Below are 24,800 nucleotides of genomic sequence, written 5' to 3'. Positions count from 1 at the left end.
AATAAGCAGGAAGCCGAACCTGATTCCGATTATTCCATTGCCGATTTCTATATTTTCTTTTCCAAGCATCGCAACTTTATGGTAAATATAGTCGTTTAAACAGTGGTCATCTAAATTATCGATTCGAAATAGAGAAGGAGTCGCGTATGAAACCACTGAAGCATTATCTTGTCTGTACTTTGGCACTATTAACTTTATTTCAAACGGCGCCGCTATCCGCGGAAGGAACGGTCGATGCACCAACAACAACGACAACGACGACAGGCGGCTCAACAACCGCTAGTCCGATTATTGATGTCGCACCAACCAGCGGCGTACTCACACCGCAAACGCTCCCGGACAACGAACTTATACTGAAGAAGAACAGCACGGCAATGCTGTTTAACAAGAAGCCGCTCAAAGCCGCGCAGCCTTTAACGATCAAAGCCGGTTCCTCGTATGCCGCATTGAACGGAATTGCCGGTCCTTTCGGATACAAGCTGTCCTATGATGCTAAATCGAAGGAATCCATTGCGAAGTCCGGTGCCATCGAGCTTCGATTCAAACCAGGCAGCGACATCATTAAAGTCAACGGTGAATCCGTGAAAGGCCCCGGTCCGACCTTCATCCTGAAGGGCTCGCTCATGGTGCCGCTTCGTATGTGGTCGAATTTGACCGGAAGCCGCATTATCCCGCGCGGCACCGACACCGTCATCAGTTGGGCAGTACCGGTACCGCCGCCGTCAGCGGAATTTACGGTTCAGCCTACTGAAATTTTCGCTCAACAAACGCTTGTCGATTATTTAGTAAACGGCGTTCCTACTGTCGTGGATGAAACCAACACCCATGAGCGCTGGGAAGGACGGCAGTCTATCTTCCAGGAAGCCGGTCCGCATGTTGTAACCCACTGGGTTCAAGGCGAGAACGGCGTATGGAGCGAGCCATTCAGCGTTACAGTTGATGTGCAAATGCCGAATCTGCCGCCGGTAGCTGATTTTACAACGGATAAAACGACTTACCGCATCGGTGAGCCTATCACCTATACCGATCTGAGCACCGACGACCGCAATGACATCATTTCCTCTAAGTTTACGGGAAATTCGCCTGCTTTCTTCAGCGAAGGTCAATTTCCGGTTACGCTTGAAGTGAAGGATGGCGGTCAATTGATCGGCACCGTAACGAAGATGATTACCGTCATCCCGGAAATCTTGTACACCGAAGATGAGTTTAACCTGCTCTTCACGCCGGTTGGACGCAAGTATACGATGGATGGAACGGCTGTACGCAACTACCCGACCCTTTCTTATTCCTTCACGAATGAACCGGCAAGACTTGTGCACAGCAACAGTCCTGAGCGCTGGACGACGACAGGTCTTGTGTACGACACCGAGCTCTCCGGCGCAACTCGCTTCCTCTTCTATAATGAGAATGGAGCAGGCTACCCGCTGAAAATGTTCCTCATTGCCACGAACACAAGCAGTACCGGCCAAGCTTCCGTTGGCATCGGCGCATGGGGCAAGGGCGGTCCGGACAAATCCACCATTATGGCAGGCAAAATGGCCACGATCCGCTATATGGATGCACTCAGCAAACATGTACCGGCTAACTACGTTACCCTAGCTCCGGGCGAATCCAAGGTACTGCTCCCTGAGATGTCAAATGTACCTCTTAAGCCGGGTGATGTGTTCTCCGCATATGCAGATGTCGTTTCGACATCGAATATTCGCTACCGCATCGTTGTCGTTCAGGATAAACAAGATCCGTTGCCAATTCTCGATTCCTTAATGGTGATGCCTCGCGATAATAAGCATGTCCGCGGCACATTCGATTATGCCGACCGCGAGATCGATCTTAGCACCTCCGAGCCGGTTGGCGCGAAGCCGCAAAGTATCTTACTCGGAGACAGCAAGATCGACAAGCTCGTGGATGGAATCGACGAGATGACCGGCCTGCTCGAGTATGATTTCGGCAACTTCGGCGTCTTGTACAAAATGAAAGTGCAGGTCGCGCCAAATACCATTGTCGGCATCAATGCCCGAGGCGGCCACTATGCAGGAGCCTTCATCGTAAACGGAGTACTCGTGCCGGTTACAACCGACAGTGCGCTTCTGACTCAAAATGAAACGGCTGTGCTCTACCGCACCGGTTCAACGGCGGAAACGCTCGACATTGTCTTCACGCTCGCATCCGGCAGCTACTTGCCGATTAATATGACCTTCCAACCTCTGCCGCAGCTTCGTCAATAACGGCAGACGGCCACATAAAGAAACGCCGCACTACGAAGTAATTTCGTGGTGCGGCGTTTTCTTTTATTAAAAGCGATCATCTCGTTGCCATCGGAATCCCGCTAACGAACCGTGAGGGCCTTATTCGCGCGAAAATAACCATTTTTCGAATCTAACGAACCGTAGAGACGTTATATGGGGGAAATGGTGCGTGAAGGAGGCTTTTCACATCGAATAAGGCCTGTAGGGTTCGTTAGAATTTCAGAACCACTTATTCTGCTGAAATAAGACCCCTACGGTTCGTTAGCGCGTAAACCCAACTCAAGGCGGGAATCTTACTCAGCCTCTACATTATCGTCCATCAAAATAAACCCGCCCATATCCCGCAGCGCGCCTCCGCTGGCGAGATGTCCAAGCACGGCACGACGAAGCGAGGTGTCGGCTGGCGCTTGCGTCCAATCTTCGTACAAGTTGCCAAAGATACGGCGCAGGCCCTCTTTGCCGTCGCCGCCTACCGGATAGAGCCGGAATTCGCGCTGGAAACGGACGATGTTGGCGGAATCGCTAAGCAACTGCTCGAACTGCGGATCTAGCAGCCAAGAGGTGCAGACGAATGCGAGCCGTGTCTCTTCCGGAAAATATCGCTGGAAGAACCCGACTGCTTCTTTCATGGAATCCAAACACTGCGCATGATCCATTCTGCCATCCGCGGCAATATGAACATCTAGAACAGGATCGCCGGCTCGCAGCACGGTCTCCCATTCTTCCGTTCGGAACGTCTCCGGCTGAGCAACAGCGAAACCGCCTGCCGTAATCCGGTGCCCGCGAATTCCCTCTTCGCCGTCTTCAAGCACGGCTTCCCATGCTCCCGTTTCATCGAAGCGGTCATTCGTGCCGTCGATGAGTCCATCGCTGCGGAACCGTACGCCGCTCTCCGCCAAGACGACCACCTCGCGAGTACCGAGGTGACGAAGTACCCGCCTGCCGCCACCGAAGCGGCCGCGCTCAAACTGCAGCCTTCCGACCCGGAACAGCCGGAAGGACATATGGTTCACGAGCCACTCGTTGCCGAGTCCCCAGCGATTGTGCCTGCCGTAATAATCACGCATCCACAGCGCCATGTCGCTGAGGGTATGCTTCAGAATCTCCTGCGGAATGCCTCGCTCCGCGTAGAGTCCTTTAAGCCGATTCAGTCCGCTGAGCAGAATAAGCGGCTGATACAGTTCCGCAACTTCGCCCATCTCAGCAAGAATGCCGGAGAACGTCACCCCGCTTGGGGCCGCGCCATTTTCCGATTGAAACAGCAGTTGATGGCCTCGCACTGCCAGCGCGCTCAATCTCTCATCCTGCCTCACTTTAACCGCTGCTTGCTGCAAAGCATCCCATGCCTCCGGTGGAAGCTCAGCGACAAGGTTGGCCTCCCGAAGTGCGTCATCTTGCAGAAACCATCGCTCATCCTGTGTCATTTGCCCTTGCCCGTTCATGTATACTTCTCCCCTTATAGCGCGGCGGTGCTTCGGCATCCCGCACATTCTGCACTCGAATTGCGTTGTTTTGTCGATTATAGCATAAGTCTCTTGCTACTAATTTACCTCATGCGAGATTCACCTGTCAGTTCCTACGCAAAAAAAGCGAGAGCCCGACAGCTCCCGCCTTTCCTTTATGCTCTATGCCTCCATACCTTGAAACACACTCGTCAACAACGTACGCGGCGGACGACCCGCAATAAGCCGGCCATCTTCCGCATACCCTTCTTCGCGTCCGTCCAATTCCGCCGCCAAGCGCTGCCTCCACTCGACTAATCGTCCTTGCCAGTATGAGGAAGCACCCGCCGCTAGATTCACCAGCTCCTGCGGGTCGCTGATTAAGTCGAACAGCTGCTCCTCGCCCGACTGCGAGAACCATAGATATTTCTCCCGGCCATCCGTGACAAAATGGTTCGACAGCGCCCCATACGAATGCTCGCCGTGCAGATACGGCCGCCACTCCGCCTGCTCGCCCCGGCATAGCGGCAGTACGCTGCTGCCATCTACTGTGCCCGGTATCGGAGCTCCGGCGATATCGAGTAGCGTCGGCATAATATCGCGAAGCTCAATCACTTCCGCTGCTTCGCTGCCTCTTCGGAATCCCAGCTTGCCGCCGGGATCGCTGACGATAAACGGCACCTTCGCGCTTCCTTCATACGGAAGCGCTTTGCGGTAATAATGATGGTCGCCAAGCAGCTCGCCATGGTCGGACGCGAACAGGATGATCGTATTTTGCGATACGCCATACTCCTGTAAAGCGTTCACCAACCGGCCAATCTGATCATCAAGATGCGTAATCAGCGCGTAATAGGCTGCTCGTGCGCGATCAAGCCTTCGCTTTGGCACAATGCCGAAATACGTGGTCGGATCGGAGCCATTCGCCTTGGCCGCTTCTACATCCACCCAATCCCCGATCGGGGGATCAGGCAGCTCAAGATCCTTGTACATATCCATGTAGACCTGCGGCGGATCAAGCGGCGAGTGCGGACGGACAAACGACGTGTATAAGAAGAACGGTTTACCCGGATCCCGCCGGCGCAGAAAATCGATCGACTGCGTAACCGTCCAATTCGTCGGATGCAGCTCCTCCGCAAGATGCCAAGGACGCGCGGCCGCCGATGCATTGCAATCGAGGCCATTATCCGTAATATCAACCTGCGCGCCTGCTTGCTGACGGAGCCAAGTCAAGTAATCGTCCACTTGGTCAAAATGCCCATCGACCGTGTTATTATGCTTGCTGCGGTTATGATGCAGATAACCGTCATGCAGCACGATATGATGAAACCCGCATAGATTGCGCGCGGGATACACATGCATTTTGCCGACGCACTGGGTATGGTAGCCGGCACCGGCAAGCTCACCTGCCAGCATATGCTCGTACTCCCACGGCACGCAGTCCTGGTACCCGACGCGTCCGTGCGAACGCTGGCTCATGCCGGTTAAGAGCGCCGCTCTTGCCGGCACGCAGGTCGGCGTTGCCGAATACGCATTGCGAAACAGAACACCGGATCGCGCTAAGCGATCCAGATTTGGCGTTTCCACAATCGGATGGCCAAGAGCACTTAAGCAATCGCCGCGCATCTGATCTACCGTGATTAATAGAATATTAGGCCTTGCCTGCACTTGAGATCCACTGCCGCTCATGAGGCTCCGCCTCCTTATTCACCGGAATAATGAACAGACAATTCGCGAATGGTTGGCACGCCATCACTTTCCGTCATTTCAACGACAACCCCCGCTGCCTTGATCGCCGGAATGCGGATAATCGCTTTATGGCCGATATTTCTACCCTCATGTACCACAATCAGGCCGCGGGACTTCGAAGTGATTACCGAGACTGTAAAGCGCAGGACACTCTCGCCGCGAGTGAGATCCTCTTGAATGATAATATGATCAATTAGATGGGGCTCTTGCGCTTTATACGTCCACTTCGAATCTTCCTGCGTGCAAGCAGACAACGTCGCGATCGGACGCTCGAACCGGCGGCGAATCTCTTCGCCGAATTGCGTCAGATGCTGGGTATCCTTGCTTGGGAGAAGCCCTTCGCGGTTCGGGCCGATATTCAGCAGCAGATTAGTGCCGCGTCCGACGGACAAATAGTACAAGCCCATCAGCTCATCCACGCTCTTGACCATATGCTCGTCCTCATCGCTGTAAAACCAGCTGATCCGGTTATACCGCAATTGCACGTCGCATTCAGCAGGCAGCCACATTTGCGCGCCAAGCTTCTCTTTCTCGTCCGTCAAAATCGAGAAATCCGTCGAGTCCACCACATTCCAGGTTGGCGTCGAAGCTACGCCGTCCTCATTGCCGATCCAACGGAAATCCGGATCGCCCATGTTGAAGATCAGAATGCCCGGCTGCAAGCGGCGGATCTCGCCGATAATCCGGTTCCAATCGTAGGTATGGCCTTCAGAGCCGCAGCCATCGAACCATAAGATATCGATTTCCCCGTAATTTCCAAGCAGCTCTGTAATTTGATTCACGAAATAATCATCGTAGGCTTTGGCATCCTGGGTGTAGAAGTTGGCAGAGCCATCGTAAGGCGAATAATAGAGGCCCGGCTTCACGTCGTATTTCCGGCAAGCATCGACGTACTCGCGAATAACATCGCCCTTACCATCCTTCCACGGGGAAGCTTCCACCGAGAAAGAGCTGTATTTGGACGGCCAATTGGAGAATCCGTCATGGTGCTTCGCAGTCAGAACCGCATATTGCATGCCCGCTTCCTTCGCGGTACGGATCCACTGCTCGCAGTCCAAGTTTACGGGATTAAAATCGGCCGGCGACATGGGACGCTCGTCGAAATCCGCATATCCTTCATAGAACGTCCGGAGTCCAAAATGTAGAAACAACCCAAATTCCATATCCTGATAAGCCAGCTGCTTCGCCGAAGGTACCGGCTTCTGAATCGTTTGCATCTCTTCTACCGCCTCTCACTTCATAAGTAAGTCTCTCGTTCTTCTGATCCTCGTGTCCCGCAGCTATTACGCCTCTTGCCACAGCGTGCGCAGATTGTCCATCGCGATGCGCGATGCTTCTTTGCACTCTTCCATGCCTTCGAACTCCACCGTAATATAACCGTCGTAGCCGGATTGTTTAATCAGCTTCGTGATTTTGCGAATCGGGATTTCACCGTGGCCTACAATAGCGCCGCGCAAGTAATTGTCATGGCTCGTGCGGAACCAATTGCCTCCGCCCGGCGGCTCGTCGAATGGACGGAAATAGAAGTCCTTGAAATGAACCAGCGATGCATAAGGAAGATTCTTAATAACGCCGATAACCGGATTCTCATCTACGCACATGAAGTTGCCGATATCCAGTGTTGTTTTGAAATTCGGACGATCTACAGCAAGTAGGATCCGTTGTACGCGATCGCTCGCTTGCGCGCTGAAGCCGTGATTCTCGATGGTCGTCGTAATGCCGTACTGCGCCGCATAATCCGCAATGATCTGGCTGCCTTTTACCATCAGATGCAGGTTCTCCTCGAACCAAGCAATCGTCATTTGCTCCTTTGGAATCGAAAAAGCCGTCACATCATGACGCATATGCTTCATGCCAAGGCGGTGAACGAGATCGACATGCTCCTTCACGCGCGCCATCTCCGCCTCGAACGCCTCTTCATCAGGCTGCACGAAATTGGCAGGCATCGAATAGTTGGATAATGCAATTCCAACTTCCGCTGCTTTATTGCGAACCGCATCCGCCAATTCCGGATTATCGACGAGTGTAAAGCCGTACGGGACGATCTCCATATGCTCCCCGCCGTTATCCGCGATCCACTGAATCGCATCGAGTACCGTCATTTCGCCCGACTTCAATGCATTTAACAAGCTATAGGTGCTTAATCCGATTTGCATCCTCTTACTCCCTCGTTTGCGTTAGATTATTCTTCGTATCGCTGCAGCTTGAATACCGCTTCGTTACGACCGGCAACGACGCCGTTGTCATTGAACATATCCGCAGGTGCCAATGCACGCAGCCTATCAATCGTTTCCTGACGGGAATAGCCGATCTGCTCCAAGATGGAAGCAATAATGAGTGGCCATTCTTCCGACGAACCATCCAGCACCTTCAAGGCAAAACCGAGCCTTTCCTCACGCAGCCCGAAGCAATAGACCCCCTTCGCCCCGCCTTTGGCAACAATATTGTCATCCATCAGCAGAATCGAGCAGATTTGCCCCGTTCCGGACACCATTTCAGGATGGCGGTTCATAAGCCCCGTAATCTTGCTAGCTGCGCTTCGTACCGCTTGATCTTCAATCAGCTCAGGCAGAGCCAGCTTCAGATAAGCCGTCGCCAATCGGTCGAGCGGAATCGCAAATACGGGACAGCCGCAGCCGTCCACGCCGGTCACGACTTCTTCAACCGGCATAGCGGCCAAATAAGCAAGCGTAGCTGCAATCTCCAGCTGAGCAGGATGATCGGTATCTGTGTACCCTTGCAGATCATAGCCTTTATGCTTACATAGCGACAGAATGCCAAGATGCTTACCGGAGCAGTTGTGATAAATTCTCCGTTTCGGCGAGCCGCTGACGAACAGCTCATCTCTGGCTGATCCGTTTAGCGGGTACGTAGGCGAGCACACCAGCTGCTCCTCTTCGATGCCGATTTTCGCCATCATCGATTCCAGCTCCGACACATGGAACGTTTCCGACCAGTGGGAGCCGGACATGATCGCGGTTTCCTTCTCCGACAATCCGAATGCTTCGTCTGCGCCATGTATAAGGGCAGGAAGCGCCTGAATCGGCTTCCCGGAAGAGCGTAGAAACGTCAAGTGGTGGACATTCCCCGTACCGTATCGGATCCCTTTGGCATCTACGCCGCAAATATGGCCGCAGTGCACATTTTCCACATAACCCCCGCGATACTCATTTACCAATACCTCAGACATCTGTTCGCTCCTCCTATCTATTGCGTTGTTGTGCTTTGACCCTATTTCGATTTAAGAACAGCCAGAAGTGCAGACAGCCTCGCCGGATTAATTGGGGCTTGAGACCGTCCGTTCTGCCTCACGCCTGAGCCGAAGTGAACAGCACGCACGCCGGTTTGCTTCACGAAATCGGCGGCTGACTCCAGCGTCAATCCGCTTCCCGCCATAATTTCCGGTCCGGACGAACCGTTCCCGCTTCTGCTTTGCCGTACAAGCTCCTTAATGGGATCGACCGCATTCAGCACGCTCGGTTTCCCGCCAGAGGTCAGAATCGTTCGAACCTGCGGATAGCGGGCTAATACTTCGTACGCTTCCTCCAGATTACGCGCCTCATCGAACGCCCGATGAAACGTAACCGGAACGCCATCCGCCGCATCCAGCAGCCGCTTCAGCTTCTCTTCATCGACCGTCTGCTCAGCAGTCAGCACGCCAAGCACGTATGCGCCGATGCAAGGGAATCGCAGCGTCTTCATCTCGCGGACCATCTGCTCCATATCTGCTTCCGAGTATCGGAAATCCCTGCTGTGCGGACGAATCATGACATGAACCGGAATCGTAGCTTCCGCTGCGATTTCTTCCATGATACGCAGTGCCGGCGTAAGCCCGCCTTCCTCGATCACGGAAACAAGCTCGATGCGATCTGCGCCATATTCGGCAGCAACCCGGGCATCTTCCGGGGTTAATGCTATAACTTCGAGTAGCATAGTGAATCTCCTCCTAGCTGAACTGCTATCCACGCTTACCATTTTTCACTCTACAATTTTCGTGCGGCAGCTAACCGTTCACCGATTTTCCGTCTGCCTTTTTCCTGCTACTAAATCCAGTCCACGATGAAGTTATCCAGCACCAGTGAACCTATTTCCGTGTCATTCCTCATAATAGCCAAGTAGTAATCGGTATAAGGCCCCGTCGTCAGCTCCATAAGCCATTGGGCTTCGCCTTTACATAAAGGTTCCACGATATCCTGAGAAGGGCCACCGTCCGTCGTTCGCAGCGCAATGGCGTACTGACCGTCATGATCTGTCTTATAGTCAAAAGCGATCCGGCAGCGCTGATTCGGCATCAGCTTGAGCGTCGAAGGCAGTGTCCGCAGCAATTCTCCGGCCAGCTGGTCCATCGTCTTGAGTGACCATTCCCCTCCAAGTGTATCCTCCGTGAAGCCTTCATGCCGCTGCGAGAGATGTGTCTTGCCGAGTTTCGGGTTGGCGCTGACGAACAGGCCCCATCCTTCATCAACATGCTCAAAGTCCTCGTAGACTGCATGATCCTCGTACGAGGCCGATCCGACACTGATTTCACGGACCCGCACATCGTCAAAATGAACATAGGAATCTGGAGCACCTTGTTCAGCAAGGAGCGACAGCAACACTTCCTGCGGTTCACCCTCATTCGCAGCCGAAAGTCGGAACCGAACCGCAATCCGTTGATAACACGTGCCGCGTTTATCCGAATCAGGATCGCAATTGATGACCGTCGTGCGATCAATCGCATGACTAATAGCGGGACCTCCGTAACCGGACACGCGAATTGCAGCCTCCCGGCCATCCGAAACCTCTACCCATACGGATGCCGAATACGTCCGGCCGCTCTTCAAGCCTTGCAGTTTCTGAACCACCTGCGCATCGGCCCCATCATTACCGCTGATGCACAAATAAGACTGGCCGTAGCTCGTCTCCTTGATGGCGATATGTTTCGCATTGCAGCCGGCGGACGAACGTTTCCACCATGTGAACCCATGGCTGTCGAACCCCGGATCCTTCACAGAGCTGCCTTCACCCCACTCAATGTCAGGAATTGGAGGCGCCTCTTCTTTATATAACACATATGGCGTGCCTGCGTCTGCCGCAATGTTGACGTAACCGGAAATAATCGGAACATGCTGCACAAATTGACGCCCTTGGTTCGTCAGCCGGTACAAATGAACGATCCCGTTCTCCGGCCAGCTTGCCGGAAGCTGCCATACGGTGTCCGCGCTGCCATCGTTCCAGTGATAGATTTTGACCTCTTGCATCGGGTCCCACGGGATAAATACGGCGTTCCCAACTGCAACCGGAATGCCCTCTCTCCGAATGGTCGTTATCCCTTCTTCCAATCGAGAGGTAACGCCATCCGTGAACACGATCTCATCGTCCTTCCAGTTCATCATCGCAAAATGCATCAAGTATCGGTAAGGCAGCTGCTTCGTGAAGAACGAGCGAATTGCCGCCGGCAAATCCCGCTCCCGCTGCCAGCCCATAAACCCATTATCGCCATAGCGCGCATAGCCGCCTTTCAGCAGAACATCCTCGGCATAAGCGTCCTTGTCCTGATGACGAAGGAACCGAGAGATTCGGCTGTCACCTGTGGAATCGTGCGTCCATACGGCATCCGCATCTAAGGCATCCGCCTCTTCCGTCCAGACGGTCCACCCGTTATCGCGCAGCCTCTTCGTTAGCCGCCATGCCGGCCAGTGCTCGTCCCGATACGTGTCCACGTAGATAAATCCGAGATGAGGCGCCTCTTCCTTAAGCGCGTCTAAGCGTTTATCGAATTCCCCGGACAGAATGTCCGTTTCTCTATCCATATAATAAGACTGATCGAGCCATCGCCAGCCGGGCGTTGTCGTCACTAGCTCATTCGAGTAAGCCTTCGCCTCCGGATAAGCTTCGCTGTGATTGATATGAACGCCAATAACCGCACCGTAGCTTCTCGCCCGCTCCGACAGCAAATTCAAATCCGCCAAGCCGCCTGCCCGCTCGTTATAATTGCCGCTGTAATCGGGATGGCCGCTGTCATGGCCTTCGCTCTGATACCCTTTCAGCTCCAGCATTTGCCCGAATCCATCGGTATACAGATAAAACTTCTTCACATTATCGAGAATACGCAGAAACGGGAATTGTGCCATACTGCCAAAATTCATCGCGATATGCGCATAGCTTCTGCGCAGTATATCCGCGCCTGGGATTGCAGGCAGCGACTCCCGAACCGCAATAGCCCCATCCTGCCAATCTACGAGTCCGTCCCCATTGCGGTCATCCGTAAGAACGATTTTAGCCCACGGCTCCTCAATGATCTCCATATCCGGACCTCTGTAAGTCCAATAAGCATGCCAAATAGCCGTCCGCTTCGCTCCCTGGCGCACAACAGTTTGAACGCATAGGCGTTTGCGGTTATGCAGCGAATTGCCGATCACGCTTGCAGCCAGTTCTGCGGTATTCAAGATCGCTATGGCGTAATATTCCGGCGCAGCAGCCGGCGAACAATCAGAAACCGCCCCGAACTTATCGCCTTTAATCCCTTCCGCACAGGCCACATTCGCCTCCGCTTGCGTTTCTCGAACAGAAACAAGCCCATGATTCGGGAAAGCAATCGTACGAATCCGGAATTCTCCGCTCTCTTGAATTTCGGAGATGCGTAGTTCCAGCGCGGCGTCCGAGACAGTGAAAGTAACCACCATTTCTACCTGCAGCTCAGTAAAATCCAGCCGATAGGCTATTTCACCGCTCGTCGTTTTCACCACGGAGATAATAGGTTGATAGAATCGACCGTTCAGTTCCACATAAGAGAGTCGGTCTTCTTGGCCGAACAGTACCGCTCCGCTGGCCTTCCAGCGGTATTGCAGAATACGCGGGAACGCAGCATCCACTTCCACCTCGAGTTGCTCGGAAGACAGTACCACTATAGATGCTGACTCTCTTTCCAATGCTGCAACCGCTTCAGAGGCTGAAGCTTCGCGGTAACACGCCGCAAGCGGACTCACGCACGCATCGCTAAATAGGCCGTGCCCACCGCTGCCACCGCCATTATCAACGCTCTCGCCACTCAAGGCGCAGAAGCCGACAGCCCCTGCTCCACGTTTCCATTCCGGCACTTCACCGTGATAGACTTGATAACCATTCATTGCAACAGTAAGCACAGATTCACAGAATCGCAGCTCTAAGCAATAAGGTTTGCCTTCATAGAGAGGATCCGATTGAAATAGAACGCCTTGCTTGCCGCACGGCATCAACCAGATCCACGTGCTCTTCCCGAACGGGTCCATCGGCTTGTCGCAGCCAATGAAGATCCAGCTGTCCTTCGCTGTATAGCGAATTATTGCGCCAACCTTCCCGGAAAGGCTGAGGGGAGTCAGCGTAAACGCAAACTCCCCATCGCTAAGCTCTTCTGCTTTCTCCAAGGTAACGACGGCATGCTCGGAAGCGTTAGCGACAAGCGCTAACGCCTCCTCTTGCATCCATGTACCGCTAATTACTCCCGTCATTAGAAGCTCCCCACTTTCGCGGCTTCTGCCTGCACCTTCTCTGCTTCGCCCCATGTGCTGACGGTAACGCTAACAACCGGTTTCGGATCGCCTTCAAACTTGCAGCTGAACGAAACGGTCTGACCTCCTGTCCGAACAATCGGCGCATCGGCGGAAGCCTGAACCGTCCGCAGCAAATTCCAGTTCACGTCATAGACCTTTCCTGTGCGGTCTCCCTCACACACGAGATATTCATTCGCGCGCACATCCGTATCGAAGGTCATGTAATCTCCATTCGTATAGAAGGTCGGTCTGCGAATAAGCGCGTCGGTATTGCCGTAAGAAGGCGATACGCGCAGGCTGAAACGCAGCGGCTGCTCGCCGAACTTGTTATAGAACGCCCAATCCGCGCCGCCCGGCTGACCCGGCTGAAGCTCTGCCGGATTACACTCGAGCGGCTTCGACAGGCTGACAGGTATAAGGCGCCAGCTATCATCGCCTTCCGCTTCCAGATGCCAATCGCTCTTCGGATCGCGCATCCTCTCGCGCTGCTCGGCCGAGAACGCCCCCGCATTACGTGCGGTCTCCCACTGACGCACTTGCTCCAGAAGTACATCGATGTTCCCGTTACGCTTAAGCACCGGCATGTCAGCTGCAAGCGCGAAGCCGGCTCCGAATCCGGCTGCTTTAGATAGCACCCATTCGATCTCATCGATCGTCGTTGCTTCGAAACGATCGGAGGTCGAGCGAATGAGGAACCAGCCAAGCATCGGCGGAATGAAATTGCGTTCAAAATACCGCTGATTCGTGAGCCGCCATTCCAGCTGTCCCTCACGCGTCGATACGCCCCACGGCTCACCCCAATTGAAACGGGTGAAAATGTGCCACAGGTAATTCGGTACGACGATACTCGCATCGTTAATCACTTCTGTTCCCCAGCCGTCATAACACTTCTGGACGAAGCGATTTACGCCGTAGCCGTCCTGGCCCGTTGCGAAACAGCCTTCCAAACCGTCAAAGGAGATTTGCTTCAAGCCTGTCGCTTGAAACAGCTCTGCGATCCGCTCGCTATATGCATCCTGCAGCTCGATATTCGGGAAGAACACATCATACGGATGATCCCACAATCGGCCAATCTCGGCGCCGGCCTCATGCCCCGCTGCTGCGGTTCCATTAACGCCTCGCTTTACGCCAAGCAGCTTCCATGGCGCTTGTTCTGAAACCGAGTCGTATTCAAAAATTTCAGTACCGATCAGCGCGGATTTCCGGTACAGATTCTCCTTGAATGGCTGAGGTTGATCGACTATCAGCTCCACGGCTTCAGCATCGATTGCTTCTACTAAACTAGCGGAACCAACCATCTGTAATCTAGCATCCGGCATGGGAGCGACATAAGGATCATTCAGCGTCGTAAAGTTAGACAGCGTGTGAACGCCGACATGCACGCCCTCTTGCTCAGCTGCCTCCACGCAGGCGCGCATCCCTTCATCGCCCCGTGGGAATTGACCCGGCTTCAGAATAAAATGCCCCCATTGGCTGAACGGGTCCGGATGATACACATACTTCAGCCCTGCCTGATTCGTATAGTGCACCGCCTCAGCAATGGTCGCCTCGGAGAAATCGGTGATCAGATACGACTGATTGGCAGCAGCAGCCGTCTTCATCCACTCGCCGTCAATCGTCGGATGGGGTAAGCCTTCTCCCAGCTCAACCGCTTCAATAACAGGCAGTACTTGAGCCACCGCACAGCCGAACAAGGCAATTTGCGATCCGATGATCGCCGCATCTTCCCCGTGCAGAGGTTTAACCTCGATATCGTTCAAATTCCAAACCGGTCTGCGGCCGCCTTTCGAACGATCCCGCGCGAAAGCCTGCAGCAAGCTGCCTTCGCTGGTTGGCCATGCCGTGCTCGCTTCATAATCGAATTTACTGTCCGCATACGATTCGCCTGAAAATGCTAATCTATCCAACTCGGCAGGCCATCCGCCGATTGTTTTCATATTCAGGGCCAACAAGCCAATTGCAAATTCGCCATCGTGCACGATACCTACCGACTCGCCGATGGAGCCTGCTACAGTCGTCGCGTACGGCCCCCAGAGAATAGCGTCTACCGCCGACTGACCGTCGGCCTCGGTAATCCCAATTACTTCGAATGTAATGTACTTCTCCTTTATGCGAACAGCTACATCCACTTGTGCTTGGCAAGCCTCATAAGAGAAGCTCAATTTACCCAGTTGAGCATCATAAACGACCGAGGTCGATGCTTCGATTTTCTTTCCGACAACGATTTGCAGCAGCGGTGAACGCTGCCCGGAAGCCGAGAAGCTTTTACCATTTGCAACATCCTTAAGCTCGTCTAGATCCCCTTGATTACTAAGTCCAACCTGCAATTGCCCCGCCTGAAATTGAATTTGAAATTGTTCCATTTTACACACTCCTTCTCCCTTAAAAATGGATGTCCTTCCCAACGCAAGATTGGAAAGGACATCGGCATCGCTTGCAATTTACATTATTGTTTCAAGTTGGCATCGTATACTTGTTGGGCTTCTTCAAGCACCTTGTCGCCGCCCATGCTCTTCCACTCGGATACGAATTTGTCGAAGTCATCCAGCGATTTGCGGCCTGTGATGAAGTCGATAAAGTTTTGCGTCGTGAACTGCTTCAGCTTATCTTGTGTTTCGTTATAAACCGGCTTGTTGAACGGAGCCAGAATATCGATGTTGCGCGTGCCTTTCGCTCTCGTATCTTTAGCCAATTGACGCATACTGGCATCAGAAGTATACGAGGTTTGGAAGTCATAATCGTTGAACGAACCGCTCATCGAGTATCCGCCAAGACCTAGCTTCTTACGCTCATTCTCATCGGTGTACGCACCAAGGTACTCAACAGTTCCGTTAGCGCCTAGCTTCCATTGCTGGTCCTTCTCACCGAAGTTGATTTTCTCGTAGATCTCCGGATCAAATTGCGTAGCCTCGAACACCTGCATGTACTTGACCATTTTGTCTTGGTCCTGCTCAAGCTGTTTGCCGAACACGACGCCGGAAGCATAAGCCGGATTGTACTGCGAAATACCGTATTTTCCATCCGGACCTTTCACGCCGCCTGTAATCGCGAAATTAAAGTCAGGGTACTTCGCCTTCAGCTTGTCGAACCATTGCTCGCCGCCTAGGAATGCATTGCCCGGCAGGAACGCCCACCAGTAGAACTCCACCGCGCCTGTCTTATCAGTAAGCACTTTATCTTCTACGTTGTTGCCCTTGTTGACGACGAACTCAGGGTCGATCAGCTCGTTCTTGTACCAGCGGTTTAGTACTTCGAGTGCTTGCTTCGCGCCTGGCTCGATTTCGCCGCGAACGACTTTGCCGTCCTTCTCGCGGAAGATATTCGGATAAGCATCGAATGCACCGAACACGGAGCTGAACATGCTCTCGATATTATCGCCCGGAGCCGTCATGCCGTACGTATCTTTCTTGCCGTTGCCATCCGGATCGTCATTGCGGAATTTGGTCAGCAGCTCTTCCATCTCTTGGAGCGTTTCCGGCGTTTTCGTTACACCGACCTTCTTCATCCAGTCTTCGCGGAAAGCAAGGTCCAAGCCATCGATGCCGATATCCCAGATAACTGGAAGCGCATAGATTTTGCCGTCTCTTCTGACATATTTAAACGGATCATCGCCGAGGAAACGCTTCAGCCACTCCACGTATTTCGGCATGTTTTGCTCAATCAGTTCTTGAGGGATAGGAGAGATAATACCTTGTTGCAAATATTTATCATAATCCGTGAAGGATGGTTCCTTCATCCAATCCGGGATATCGCCCGAGGAGATCATCAGGTTCACTTTCTCTTTGAAGCCTTCGCCGCCGGTTGGAACGAACTCGACGTCGACGCCGAATTTATCGCGGATCGCCTTCACGCCCGGTGCGTCCACCTTTGCAATTTCAGGACTTGCGGTCCAGAACTTCAGCAGCTTCTTCTCGACCGGCTTGTTGTCAGCAGCAGCAGTGTTGTTGCTGTTTGCAGACGTATTCGTATCGGACTTCGATGAGTCGTTCGAAGTATTTCCGTTCGTGCTCGAACCCGAATTACCGCAAGCCGAAAGCACTGAAACTAAGAGAACACTTGCAAGAGCGCCAGACATTAACCGTTTTTTGTTACGATTCACATGAACCAACCCTTTCTCTTATATGTTTCTTTATCTATTGAGAGGATTCTCATCCCTTAATAGCCCCAATCATGACGCCTTTGACAAAATACTTCTGGACGAACGGATATACGATCAGCATCGGCAATATCGAGAACATGACGACCGTGGCCTGAAGCTGGCGGCCTGAGAAATTAGTATCCTTGCCCAAATTCTGAATGAGCAGCGTGATGTCCGAAGTGTTGTTCTGTATAATAATTTTGCGCAGGACAACCTGCAGCACCTGTTTATTCGGATCGGTGATGTAGATCAGCGAGTCGAACCAGGCGTTCCAATGTCCGACACCGACCCAAAGTGCGACAGTTGCAAGCACGGGCTTCGACAGCGGAAGCACGACCTGCGTGAATATTCGCAAATAACCTGCGCCGTCCACACGCGCCGACTCCTCCAACTCTTCGGGAATGGACCGGAAGAAGTTGCGCATAATCAGTACGTTAAACGCACCGATCATGCCCGGGATAACTAACGCCCACACGGTGTTCATCAAGTGCAGCTCTTTAATGAGCAGATAGGATGGAATCGTCCCGCCGGCAAACAGCATTGTGAACAGAATCATGCTCGTAAAAAACTTGTTATGCGGCAAATCCTTCTTCGACAGCGGATAGGCCGTTATCGCCGTAAACACGATGGAGAGAATAACGCCAAGCACGGTACGAAGCAGCGTATAGCCGTAGCCGCTCCAGAGCTCTTTGAATTGCAGCGCAAGCTTGTAGCTGCCAAATGTAAGCTGCGAAGGGAAGAGGACTATGCCTGAAGAGTAGGCGGCACTGTCTACACCTCCGCCATCCAGCGAGATGACAACCTGCGTCCAGAACGGATACAGCGTCACAATCATAATGATTGCTAGAATAGCGTAGATAATCGTATCGATTAGTTTGTCTGACGCCGATTTTTTCACGTTAATCATGTGGTCTCACCTTCCCCGTAACGTACTACCATAGCGCGTGGTCTTTCCCTCCAATCAGCTTCACTAGCCGATTGACCGAGAAGATTAGAATAAGCGCGACGACCGACTTGAACAATCCGACTGCCGTAGCGTAGCTGTAGTTCATCTCGACAATCCCTTTGCGGTAGACGTACGTGTCGATAATGTCCGCGACATTGTAAACCTGCACATTGTACATGTTGAAAATTTGGTCGAAGCCGGCATCCAGTATGCCCGACATCGAGAGAATCAGCATGATGGCGATAATGGGCACCAGCATCGGAATCGAGATGTAGAACATTCGTTTAAACCGGCCTGCGCCGTCGATAACGGCCGCTTCATACAGCTGCGGGTCAATGTTCGAGATGGCCGCGAAGTAGATGATCGAGCCCCAGCCGAAACCTTGGAAAATGCTCGTAATGACGAGAATAGACCGGAAGTAACGGGGGTCTGCCAAGAACAGCACCGGATCTCCTCCGAACAGCTTGATGATCGTGTTCACCGGGCCTTCCAGGGCGAATAAGGAGAAGAATATCCCTGCAAGCACGACCCACGATATGAAATGCGGCAAGTACGTAACCGTCTGAATGAATTTCTTATATTTGGCATTCATCACCTCGCTGAGCAGCAGGGCGAAGATGATCGGTACCGGGAATCCAAACACAAGCTTGTACAAACTGATAATCATCGTGTTTTTCAGTACCGTGTAGAAGTAATCGTCGTGGAATATTTTCTCGAAGATGTCAAAACCAACCCAAGGACTGTTCCAGATGCCCTGCAAAATCTTAAAGTCTTTGAAGGCAAGCAGCACGCCGTACATCGGCAGGTAGTGAAAGACCAGGTAGTACAGCACAGACGGAATCATCATGATTAGCAGAACGCGGTACTGCTTATATTTTTTCCATCTTTCTTTTCGAAGCTTCGTTCTCGAAACGGCCAAATCCGTTTTGGCCGCAATCGCGGTATCATTCACTTGCGGGCACTCCCTTCTGCATGTAAGCGCTTCACATCTCTTAATTCAACTATAGCAGGGGCGCTCCGATTCGAAATTATCAAATATTTGTGAAACCATTCAGTTTTTTACGCACTTGCTCCGGTTCGAACCGGCTCTACCGCCAGAGTCAGAATTTCATTCGGCTGCAGCTTCAAGCTAATAATACCGTGGCCGCGCGAATCCAATGGGATCGAACCGATCTGTTCGATGGTCGCCTGATCTCCCCCGGAGAAGCCTGCATAATTCAAAGGCAGCTCTAGCATGATTTGCTTCTCTTCGCCGACCGGATTAAATACGACCAGCACCGCTGGAATTTCCGCTTCCAGCGATACGTGCATGACCGCGTCGGGCTCAAAGCCGTTTGGCCTGGCAAGATGCACCATTTCGCCGGCCAATGTTCGTCTATATTTCTTGAAGAAGGCAACCCACTTATGGAAAATAGCCTGCGTGACTTCCCCAAAATAAAGCCGCTGACCGTATAAGGCTCCACAGTGGCCATATCCGAATACGCCGCCAAAAGCATGGTCATAAGTAGCCGGATTTTGTTCTGAAGGCTCAATACTGTGCCCATGATATTCTTCCAGGTTGCAGGATGTCCAGGTCGCGCATGCCGGATCTTTGTAACGCGAGTCGAAGGTGTATGCTCTTGTGGTAACCACAAGTGGCATGCCTCCCATTACATGCTGGTCTTCTTCCCGATACCCGCCCGGACGCTGGTGGACACCATGAAACATCGATTGCATCTCTTGGGGCACGGTAATCATTTTGTTCCGCTTTGTGATTTCTCCGAAAAACCGTTTCTCCCACAGCCAATTCATGAACTCCACGCAATGCGGATTTGGATGGGCATGATCATCTGCAAGGCATGGCAATCTGTGATAAGGACCGTCTAATCCCAGACCGTCAAAGCCAATATCGTCCAGAAGATGAAGCAGCTTGCCTTCGATATATCCGCCCCAAGGCGACTGGTAGCACATATTCCCCAACCCCCAAGGGTCATAGCGAATTCCGTCAGGACCAAGATACTGCCAGTCTTCATGCTGCTTGAACACCTCGCTGTCCGGCCATGCGATCGTCGTTGAGCAATAAGGAAGAACGGCGATTTTCTTCGTATGGTAGTAATCAACCATCCTCTTCATGTCGTCCCACCCGTTTGGAAATAGATCGGGCCTCGGAATGTAGTCTCCGGTGTTGGTAAACAGTTGTCCAACGAACAATTCAACCGCTTCAATTCCATCCTCGGCGGCTCTGTCGGCAATCTCCAGCAGCTCCTCGTAGGTATTGCAAGTATTAACAATTTGCTTAATTAAAGGCTGGGTCATCCAAGGCGCAATCTCTTTGTATATCCGATGAAGAAGAATAGACGCTTCGTCCCGGTCACCTGATGTCACCGCTTCATAACACGTAAAGGTTTCGAACGATTCACCGGGCTTCAATTCCATGCCGATTGACTCCGGAAACTCGAAACGGGTGAACGAAAAGTAATAAGGGTCTTCCTTACGGGTATCCCAGTAATAATCGCTAAACACCGCTAATTCAAGCTTGCCTTCAAACAATCTCAACGTATCGACGCACACGTTATCGACCACGATAACTTCTTTGGACGGATTGCTGACTTTTATGGATTTGGACAGCAGCGGCAGCCGATCAGCGATTTCGTATTCAATCATAAGCTCAAGTCCCGGAACTTGATCGTTTCTGCCTCCGCAAAACAGCCTCAACACATCGCCATAGTTGCCTCTCGCTTGTTCAATGCGAATGACATCAAAAGCCCCTTCCCGATCCCAATGCTTGGATTTCTGTTGAGGTCCTGCTTCGAACTCCGTTCCATTCACGGTTACGGCCGCTTCGAATGGAAGCCAGGGTTCGAATGAAAATACCGGAATCCACGCGTCCCCCCGTGATGATCCATGAGGGCGGATCTTGTATGCGGTTGTAACCGGACCGTGTTCAATATCCAACTCGCGTAAGATATAGTCATTCATCAGCTTGATTTTGTTGTTATCGACTGTAATCGCCATAAGCCTAGAATTCCACTCCTTTCAGATATGTAAGCGCTCTAAATTTCCTAATCAAACTATAGCAGGGCGGCTCCGATTCGAAATTATCTAATATTTTAGAAACCGTTCAGTTTTTCACTTTCTTGACTAAGAAAAAAAGCCTGTCCAAGAATCGGACAGACTTTAAGCCCTGATATACCGGGGAATGACGATTTGCATTTGCGTACCCTCGCCAAGGATACTCCGCACTCCGAAGCTATATTCCGAGCCGAACTTAATCAGAAGCCGCTCGTTCACGTTCTTCAGCCCATAGCCGGAGGAATTGATTTCAAGTATCGAATCGGCGGTTTCCGGCGACATTCCAGGCCCATTGTCCTCGATCGTAAACGCCACCTTGTCTCCCACAAGCTGCGCGCGCACTTGAAGCTGGCCGCGGCCGCCGTCTTCCTTCCGGTTAATACCGTGCAGAATCGCATTCTCTGCCAGCGGCTGCAGAATGAAATTGATCGTAGCGCAGTCAAACACCGCCTCGTCGATGTCGTACCTTACATCGAAACTGTGGTCCTTTGTTATTTGGATAATTTCGATGTACAATTTCACATGCTCCAGCTCGTCCCTGACCGGAATCATACTGTCTCCGCGGTTTAGTCCCGTTCGGTAGAACTTGGAAAGTGTCGTGACGACCTTACTGATGTCAGGCGCATCGCTGCGCAGCGCTTTCCAATTGATGAATGATAAAGTGTTGTACAGAAAATGGGGATTCATTTGCCATTGCAGTGCCTTGAATTCCGCTTCCTTCTGGATGATCTTGTTGCGGAACAACTCATCTATCAGCTCGTTCAACCGGATGAGCATGCTGCCAAATCGGTTCGTCAGTTCGCCGATCTCATCCTTCGATTCGCTTCTGACCTTCATACTCAGATCCCCAATTTCGACCCGCTTCATTAGTGAGTTGAGCGAATAGACGCGCCGGATCATCGTCCGTGAGAAGATCCAAATGACGATTAGCACGATGACCATACATGCTGCGATAATGATAAGTGTCGCATTGATGATGGAGCCTGCATTGCGGGACATCTGGGCCGTCGGCACAATGCAGTAGATCGTCCAATTCGTCTGCTTCACCGTTTTCTTGACCAAAAATGCGTCGACGCCCCCGTAGGTGATCGCCCCTTCTTTCAAACGCTGCAATTCAACAGAATCCACATGCGGATATAACTTGTTCTGATTGGCATAGATAACCCGACCTTGTCCATCCACCAGCACGACAGAGTAGTCCTTTGCCAGCTCCGCAACGTTTCTGAACACGCTGTCGCCATTGATTTTCATATAGACGATATTAACCTTCTTGCCGGCAAATAGTTGCGGGAATTTATTCACCACGATAAGCCCGTCTTGGAAGAACCACTGACTGCCCGTACCTATCATCGCTTCCTTGTACCACTCTTCGTCCTTCACCCGATCCGCAGACAACACGGACTCCCCATATTCCGGCACATAGGTTTGTGTATAAAAGGTGATTTTATCGATTTCTTTGTCCATGACCGTCATCATGTTGAAGTACGGCGTCAAATACTCCTTTAGGTCATACGAGAGATTGACCAGATCCAGGTAGTCGTTCGCCACGATTTTCTGAAATGTTTTGTTAAATACGATCGACTGCGTCGTTCGGTTGTAGCGTTCCACGGTGTTGTCGATGCTGCTCGATATCGTATCGATATTCTTCTCGATCCCTTGAAGCCCTTGAATATTCAGCATCTGCTTCGACTGATTGTAGGCATACAGCCCCAGCACAATAATTGGAATAATGATGACGATCAGATAGGAAAGGAACAGCTTCTGTTTGAACCGCATCTGATTCAGCAGCCGAATGATGAGTCGTTTCATAGCGCAGTCTCTTCGCGGAACTGGGAAGGTGTCTTGCCGTAATGGTTCTTAAATAGGGAGCTGAAATATGGGAAGTTGCTGTAGCCAACCTCTTGACCGATGTCTATGATTTTGCGGTTCGTCGTGAGCAGCAGCTCTTTCGTCTTCTCCATCCGGTAGATCGTCAAATATTTATTAAAGCTGATGCCCTTATGCTTCTTGAACAGATGGCTCAGATAGCTTGGCGACAGATACACCCGCTCCGCGAGCAGCTCCAGCGACAAATCGGCTCCATATTCCTTCTCGATCATCTGGACGACACTTTCAATGACCTTAGGCATGGAATCGGGCGAGCTCGTCCCTGTCGACTCTTGCTCCTCCATGATGGTAAGTACGATGCGCCGAAGATCGCTCAGCTTGGCCGCTCTGTAGATCCGTTCTAGATTTTGTTTGAACATATCGGCGTTCTTCTTCACGGAAGCGTCGAATACGGCTTTTACGATTTCCGTGCAAATGTATTTGATGTAGTTTACGGGGAAATATTCGCTGTTCTGCAGTTCATTAAAGAGCTGTTCGAACCGCAGCTTTGCCCCATCGTAACGGGAACGGCTAATATGCTGTCTCAGTTCTTCCAGCGCCTCGTCGATTGCTACGGTCTGCTTGTCCCCTTCAGCCGAAGCAGGATGTGCGAGAAGTACGGTGCCTTCCTCGAAAAAGAACTTATACTCCAGCATCGATTCCAGCTGATGAAATTGCTGATACAGCTGCCTTGCATCATCGACAATGCCGCCAATGACAACGCTAACATCTCCATCGTAGGTTTCCCGGAACCAATTGATCAGCCCCCTGCCCTGTTCAACCAGCTGCTCCTTGGTTAGCTCCCTGTCAGCATCTACGATGAGCAAGCTTTGAAACTCATTCAGGTGAGCCACTTCGAAGCTGTTTGGGACGAATTCGCTCAATCTGCGTTCAAAATCCTGATCCAACAAATCAAAGAAACGATTGCGTGAATCAAGCATGATTAGCCTAATGCAGGAAGTGCCAGCTAAGCCCGCAATCGGTGACGAGGCGGTTGCCTGTTCCGCATGTTCTTGCATTGGCAGCGTATGCCCCATGATCAGATTCGATAGCAGCCTTTGCTTCGTATACTGGGCGTTATTGCGATAAGCCTCTTCCATCCGGGTCTGCTGCGCTTTGGCCTCCTGCTCTTCCCCGCATAACTGAATGACCTGCGAAACGACGCGAAGAAACTCTTCCACCTCGACCGGTTTGAGTATATACCGAACAGCTTTCAAATCAATTGCACGCTGCGCATACTCGAACTCCCCATACGCGCTCATGAAGATAACTTTGACCGGAATATCCCGCTTCCGAAGCTCCGCGGCCAGTTCTAACCCATCCATTCCTTTCATCCGAATATCGGTGAACAGAATATCGACCGGATAGTCCAGCATGAAGGCAAGCGCACTCTCTCCGCTGTCCGCTTCATGGATCTCAAGCTGCAAGCCATATTTGTCGATCAGGAACTTCACGCCTTCTCTTTCGAACTGTTCGTCGTCAACGATGAGCATCTTGAACATGGGCACTGCCCCCCTGGTGAGGATAGACTCTAACTTTGCACGCTGCTGTCTGGTTGCTCTCTCCAAAACTTATTTCATCATTGTAACTGAATCGCGTCTTTGCGCCAATACGAATCGTTTCCAAGCGGGGCTCGCCTAACCAAGAAACTGCGCATTATTTAGGGCAACTTCATCTGCCTTCTGTCAAGCATTCCGTTTACCACAATCCACAATGTCCCCTCTGAGCTCCGAGCCTTGGCCTGTGACACGAGAATCTAACGAATCGTATAGGTCTTATATGGCCGGATTTCTAGGTTCCGGAAATCTAACGAATTGTAGAGGTCTTATTGTGGGGGAAATGGCTCCCAATCAC

15 protein-coding genes are annotated in these 24,800 nt (G+C 51.9%); 1 reads left to right on the top strand and 14 read right to left on the bottom strand.

The annotated features are described in order from the left end of the window. Window positions 1–146: 146 nt before the first annotated feature. Window positions 147–2,225 (top strand): copper amine oxidase N-terminal domain-containing protein, encoded by a 2,079-nt coding sequence (locus AC50Y3_RS05820; RefSeq protein ID WP_494817836.1) that lies wholly within the window; start codon window positions 147–149, stop codon window positions 2,223–2,225. Between the two features lie 314 nt (window positions 2,226–2,539). Here AC50Y3_RS05820 and AC50Y3_RS05815 read toward each other — a convergent pair whose 3' ends face one another. The 14 genes from AC50Y3_RS05815 to AC50Y3_RS05750 all read right to left on the bottom strand — a co-directional run bounded on the left by AC50Y3_RS05815 (window position 2,540) and on the right by AC50Y3_RS05750 (window position 24,448). Further along, complete coding sequence (locus tag AC50Y3_RS05815) at window positions 2,540–3,688, bottom strand: acyltransferase domain-containing protein (RefSeq protein ID WP_494817835.1); 1,149 nt, start codon at window positions 3,686–3,688, stop codon at window positions 2,540–2,542. A gap of 183 nt (window positions 3,689–3,871) precedes the next feature. Next, entirely contained in the window at window positions 3,872–5,374 is a 1,503-nt protein-coding gene (locus AC50Y3_RS05810; RefSeq protein ID WP_494817834.1) for an arylsulfatase, read from the bottom strand. Between the two features lie 14 nt (window positions 5,375–5,388). Beyond that, window positions 5,389–6,651, bottom strand: a complete 1,263-nt coding sequence (locus AC50Y3_RS05805; RefSeq protein WP_494817833.1) for an alpha-L-fucosidase — start codon at window positions 6,649–6,651, stop codon at window positions 5,389–5,391. 66 nt (window positions 6,652–6,717) lie between these two features. Further along, entirely contained in the window at window positions 6,718–7,590 is an 873-nt protein-coding gene (locus AC50Y3_RS05800; protein WP_494817832.1) for a sugar phosphate isomerase/epimerase family protein, read from the bottom strand. Window positions 7,591–7,616: 26 nt separating this feature from the next. Beyond that, window positions 7,617–8,624 carry an asparaginase gene (locus AC50Y3_RS05795; protein WP_494817831.1) on the bottom strand — a complete coding sequence of 336 codons (1,008 nt, stop codon included), beginning with the start codon at window positions 8,622–8,624 and terminating at the stop codon, window positions 7,617–7,619. 41 nt (window positions 8,625–8,665) lie between these two features. Further along, entirely contained in the window at window positions 8,666–9,367 is a 702-nt protein-coding gene (locus AC50Y3_RS05790) for a copper homeostasis protein CutC (RefSeq protein ID WP_494817830.1), read from the bottom strand. Between the two features lie 110 nt (window positions 9,368–9,477). Further along, a complete protein-coding gene (locus AC50Y3_RS05785; RefSeq protein ID WP_494817829.1) occupies window positions 9,478–12,903 on the bottom strand; it encodes an endo-alpha-N-acetylgalactosaminidase family protein in 3,426 nt (1,141 codons plus the stop codon). Next, a complete protein-coding gene (locus AC50Y3_RS05780; RefSeq protein ID WP_494817828.1) occupies window positions 12,903–15,308 on the bottom strand; it encodes a hypothetical protein in 2,406 nt (801 codons plus the stop codon). Before AC50Y3_RS05780 ends, AC50Y3_RS05785 begins: the two co-directional genes overlap by 1 nt. Before the next feature lie 83 nt (window positions 15,309–15,391). Next, window positions 15,392–17,044, bottom strand: coding sequence for an extracellular solute-binding protein (locus tag AC50Y3_RS05775; RefSeq protein WP_494817827.1), 1,653 nt, complete (start codon window positions 17,042–17,044; stop codon window positions 15,392–15,394). 49 nt (window positions 17,045–17,093) lie between these two features. Continuing rightward, on the bottom strand, window positions 17,094–17,990 hold the full coding sequence (locus tag AC50Y3_RS05770; RefSeq protein WP_494817826.1) for a carbohydrate ABC transporter permease: 897 nt from the start codon (window positions 17,988–17,990) through the stop codon (window positions 17,094–17,096). 25 nt (window positions 17,991–18,015) lie between these two features. Next, entirely contained in the window at window positions 18,016–18,981 is a 966-nt protein-coding gene (locus tag AC50Y3_RS05765; protein WP_494817825.1) for an ABC transporter permease, read from the bottom strand. A 107-nt stretch (window positions 18,982–19,088) separates the two neighbouring features. Next, the gene (locus AC50Y3_RS05760) at window positions 19,089–21,023 is read right to left on the bottom strand and encodes an alpha-galactosidase (RefSeq protein WP_494817824.1); all 1,935 of its coding nucleotides are present in this window, start codon (window positions 21,021–21,023) and stop codon (window positions 19,089–19,091) included. Between the two features lie 162 nt (window positions 21,024–21,185). Beyond that, window positions 21,186–22,889 carry a sensor histidine kinase gene (locus AC50Y3_RS05755; protein ID WP_494817823.1) on the bottom strand — a complete coding sequence of 568 codons (1,704 nt, stop codon included), beginning with the start codon at window positions 22,887–22,889 and terminating at the stop codon, window positions 21,186–21,188. Beyond that, on the bottom strand, window positions 22,886–24,448 hold the full coding sequence (locus AC50Y3_RS05750; protein ID WP_494817822.1) for a response regulator: 1,563 nt from the start codon (window positions 24,446–24,448) through the stop codon (window positions 22,886–22,888). Before AC50Y3_RS05750 ends, AC50Y3_RS05755 begins: the two co-directional genes overlap by 4 nt. Window positions 24,449–24,800: the final 352 nt, after the last annotated feature.

Source organism: Paenibacillus sp. J22R98, assembly GCF_059383835.1.
The sequence above is the reverse complement of the archived record's forward strand: the minus strand, read 5'-3'. Positions and strand labels throughout refer to the sequence as shown.

Excerpts from the sequence above, each read along its gene's own strand:
- AC50Y3_RS05750 (WP_494817822.1), bottom strand. The coding sequence starts at position 24,448 with ATGTTCAAGATGCTCATCGTTGACGACGAACAGTTCGAAAGAGAAGGC.
- AC50Y3_RS05785 (WP_494817829.1), bottom strand. The coding sequence starts at position 12,903 with ATGACGGGAGTAATTAGCGGTACATGGATGCAAGAGGAGGCGTTAGCG.
- AC50Y3_RS05790 (WP_494817830.1), bottom strand. The coding sequence starts at position 9,367 with ATGCTACTCGAAGTTATAGCATTAACCCCGGAAGATGCCCGGGTTGCT.
- AC50Y3_RS05780 (WP_494817828.1), bottom strand. The coding sequence starts at position 15,308 with ATGGAACAATTTCAAATTCAATTTCAGGCGGGGCAATTGCAGGTTGGA.
- AC50Y3_RS05815 (WP_494817835.1), bottom strand. The coding sequence starts at position 3,688 with ATGAACGGGCAAGGGCAAATGACACAGGATGAGCGATGGTTTCTGCAA.
- AC50Y3_RS05810 (WP_494817834.1), bottom strand. The coding sequence starts at position 5,374 with ATGAGCGGCAGTGGATCTCAAGTGCAGGCAAGGCCTAATATTCTATTA.
- AC50Y3_RS05755 (WP_494817823.1), bottom strand. The coding sequence starts at position 22,889 with ATGAAACGACTCATCATTCGGCTGCTGAATCAGATGCGGTTCAAACAG.
- AC50Y3_RS05820 (WP_494817836.1), top strand. The coding sequence starts at position 147 with ATGAAACCACTGAAGCATTATCTTGTCTGTACTTTGGCACTATTAACT.
- AC50Y3_RS05800 (WP_494817832.1), bottom strand. The coding sequence starts at position 7,590 with ATGCAAATCGGATTAAGCACCTATAGCTTGTTAAATGCATTGAAGTCG.
- AC50Y3_RS05760 (WP_494817824.1), bottom strand. The coding sequence starts at position 21,023 with ATGGCGATTACAGTCGATAACAACAAAATCAAGCTGATGAATGACTAT.
- AC50Y3_RS05795 (WP_494817831.1), bottom strand. The coding sequence starts at position 8,624 with ATGTCTGAGGTATTGGTAAATGAGTATCGCGGGGGTTATGTGGAAAAT.
- AC50Y3_RS05770 (WP_494817826.1), bottom strand. The coding sequence starts at position 17,990 with ATGATTAACGTGAAAAAATCGGCGTCAGACAAACTAATCGATACGATT.
- AC50Y3_RS05805 (WP_494817833.1), bottom strand. The coding sequence starts at position 6,651 with ATGCAAACGATTCAGAAGCCGGTACCTTCGGCGAAGCAGCTGGCTTAT.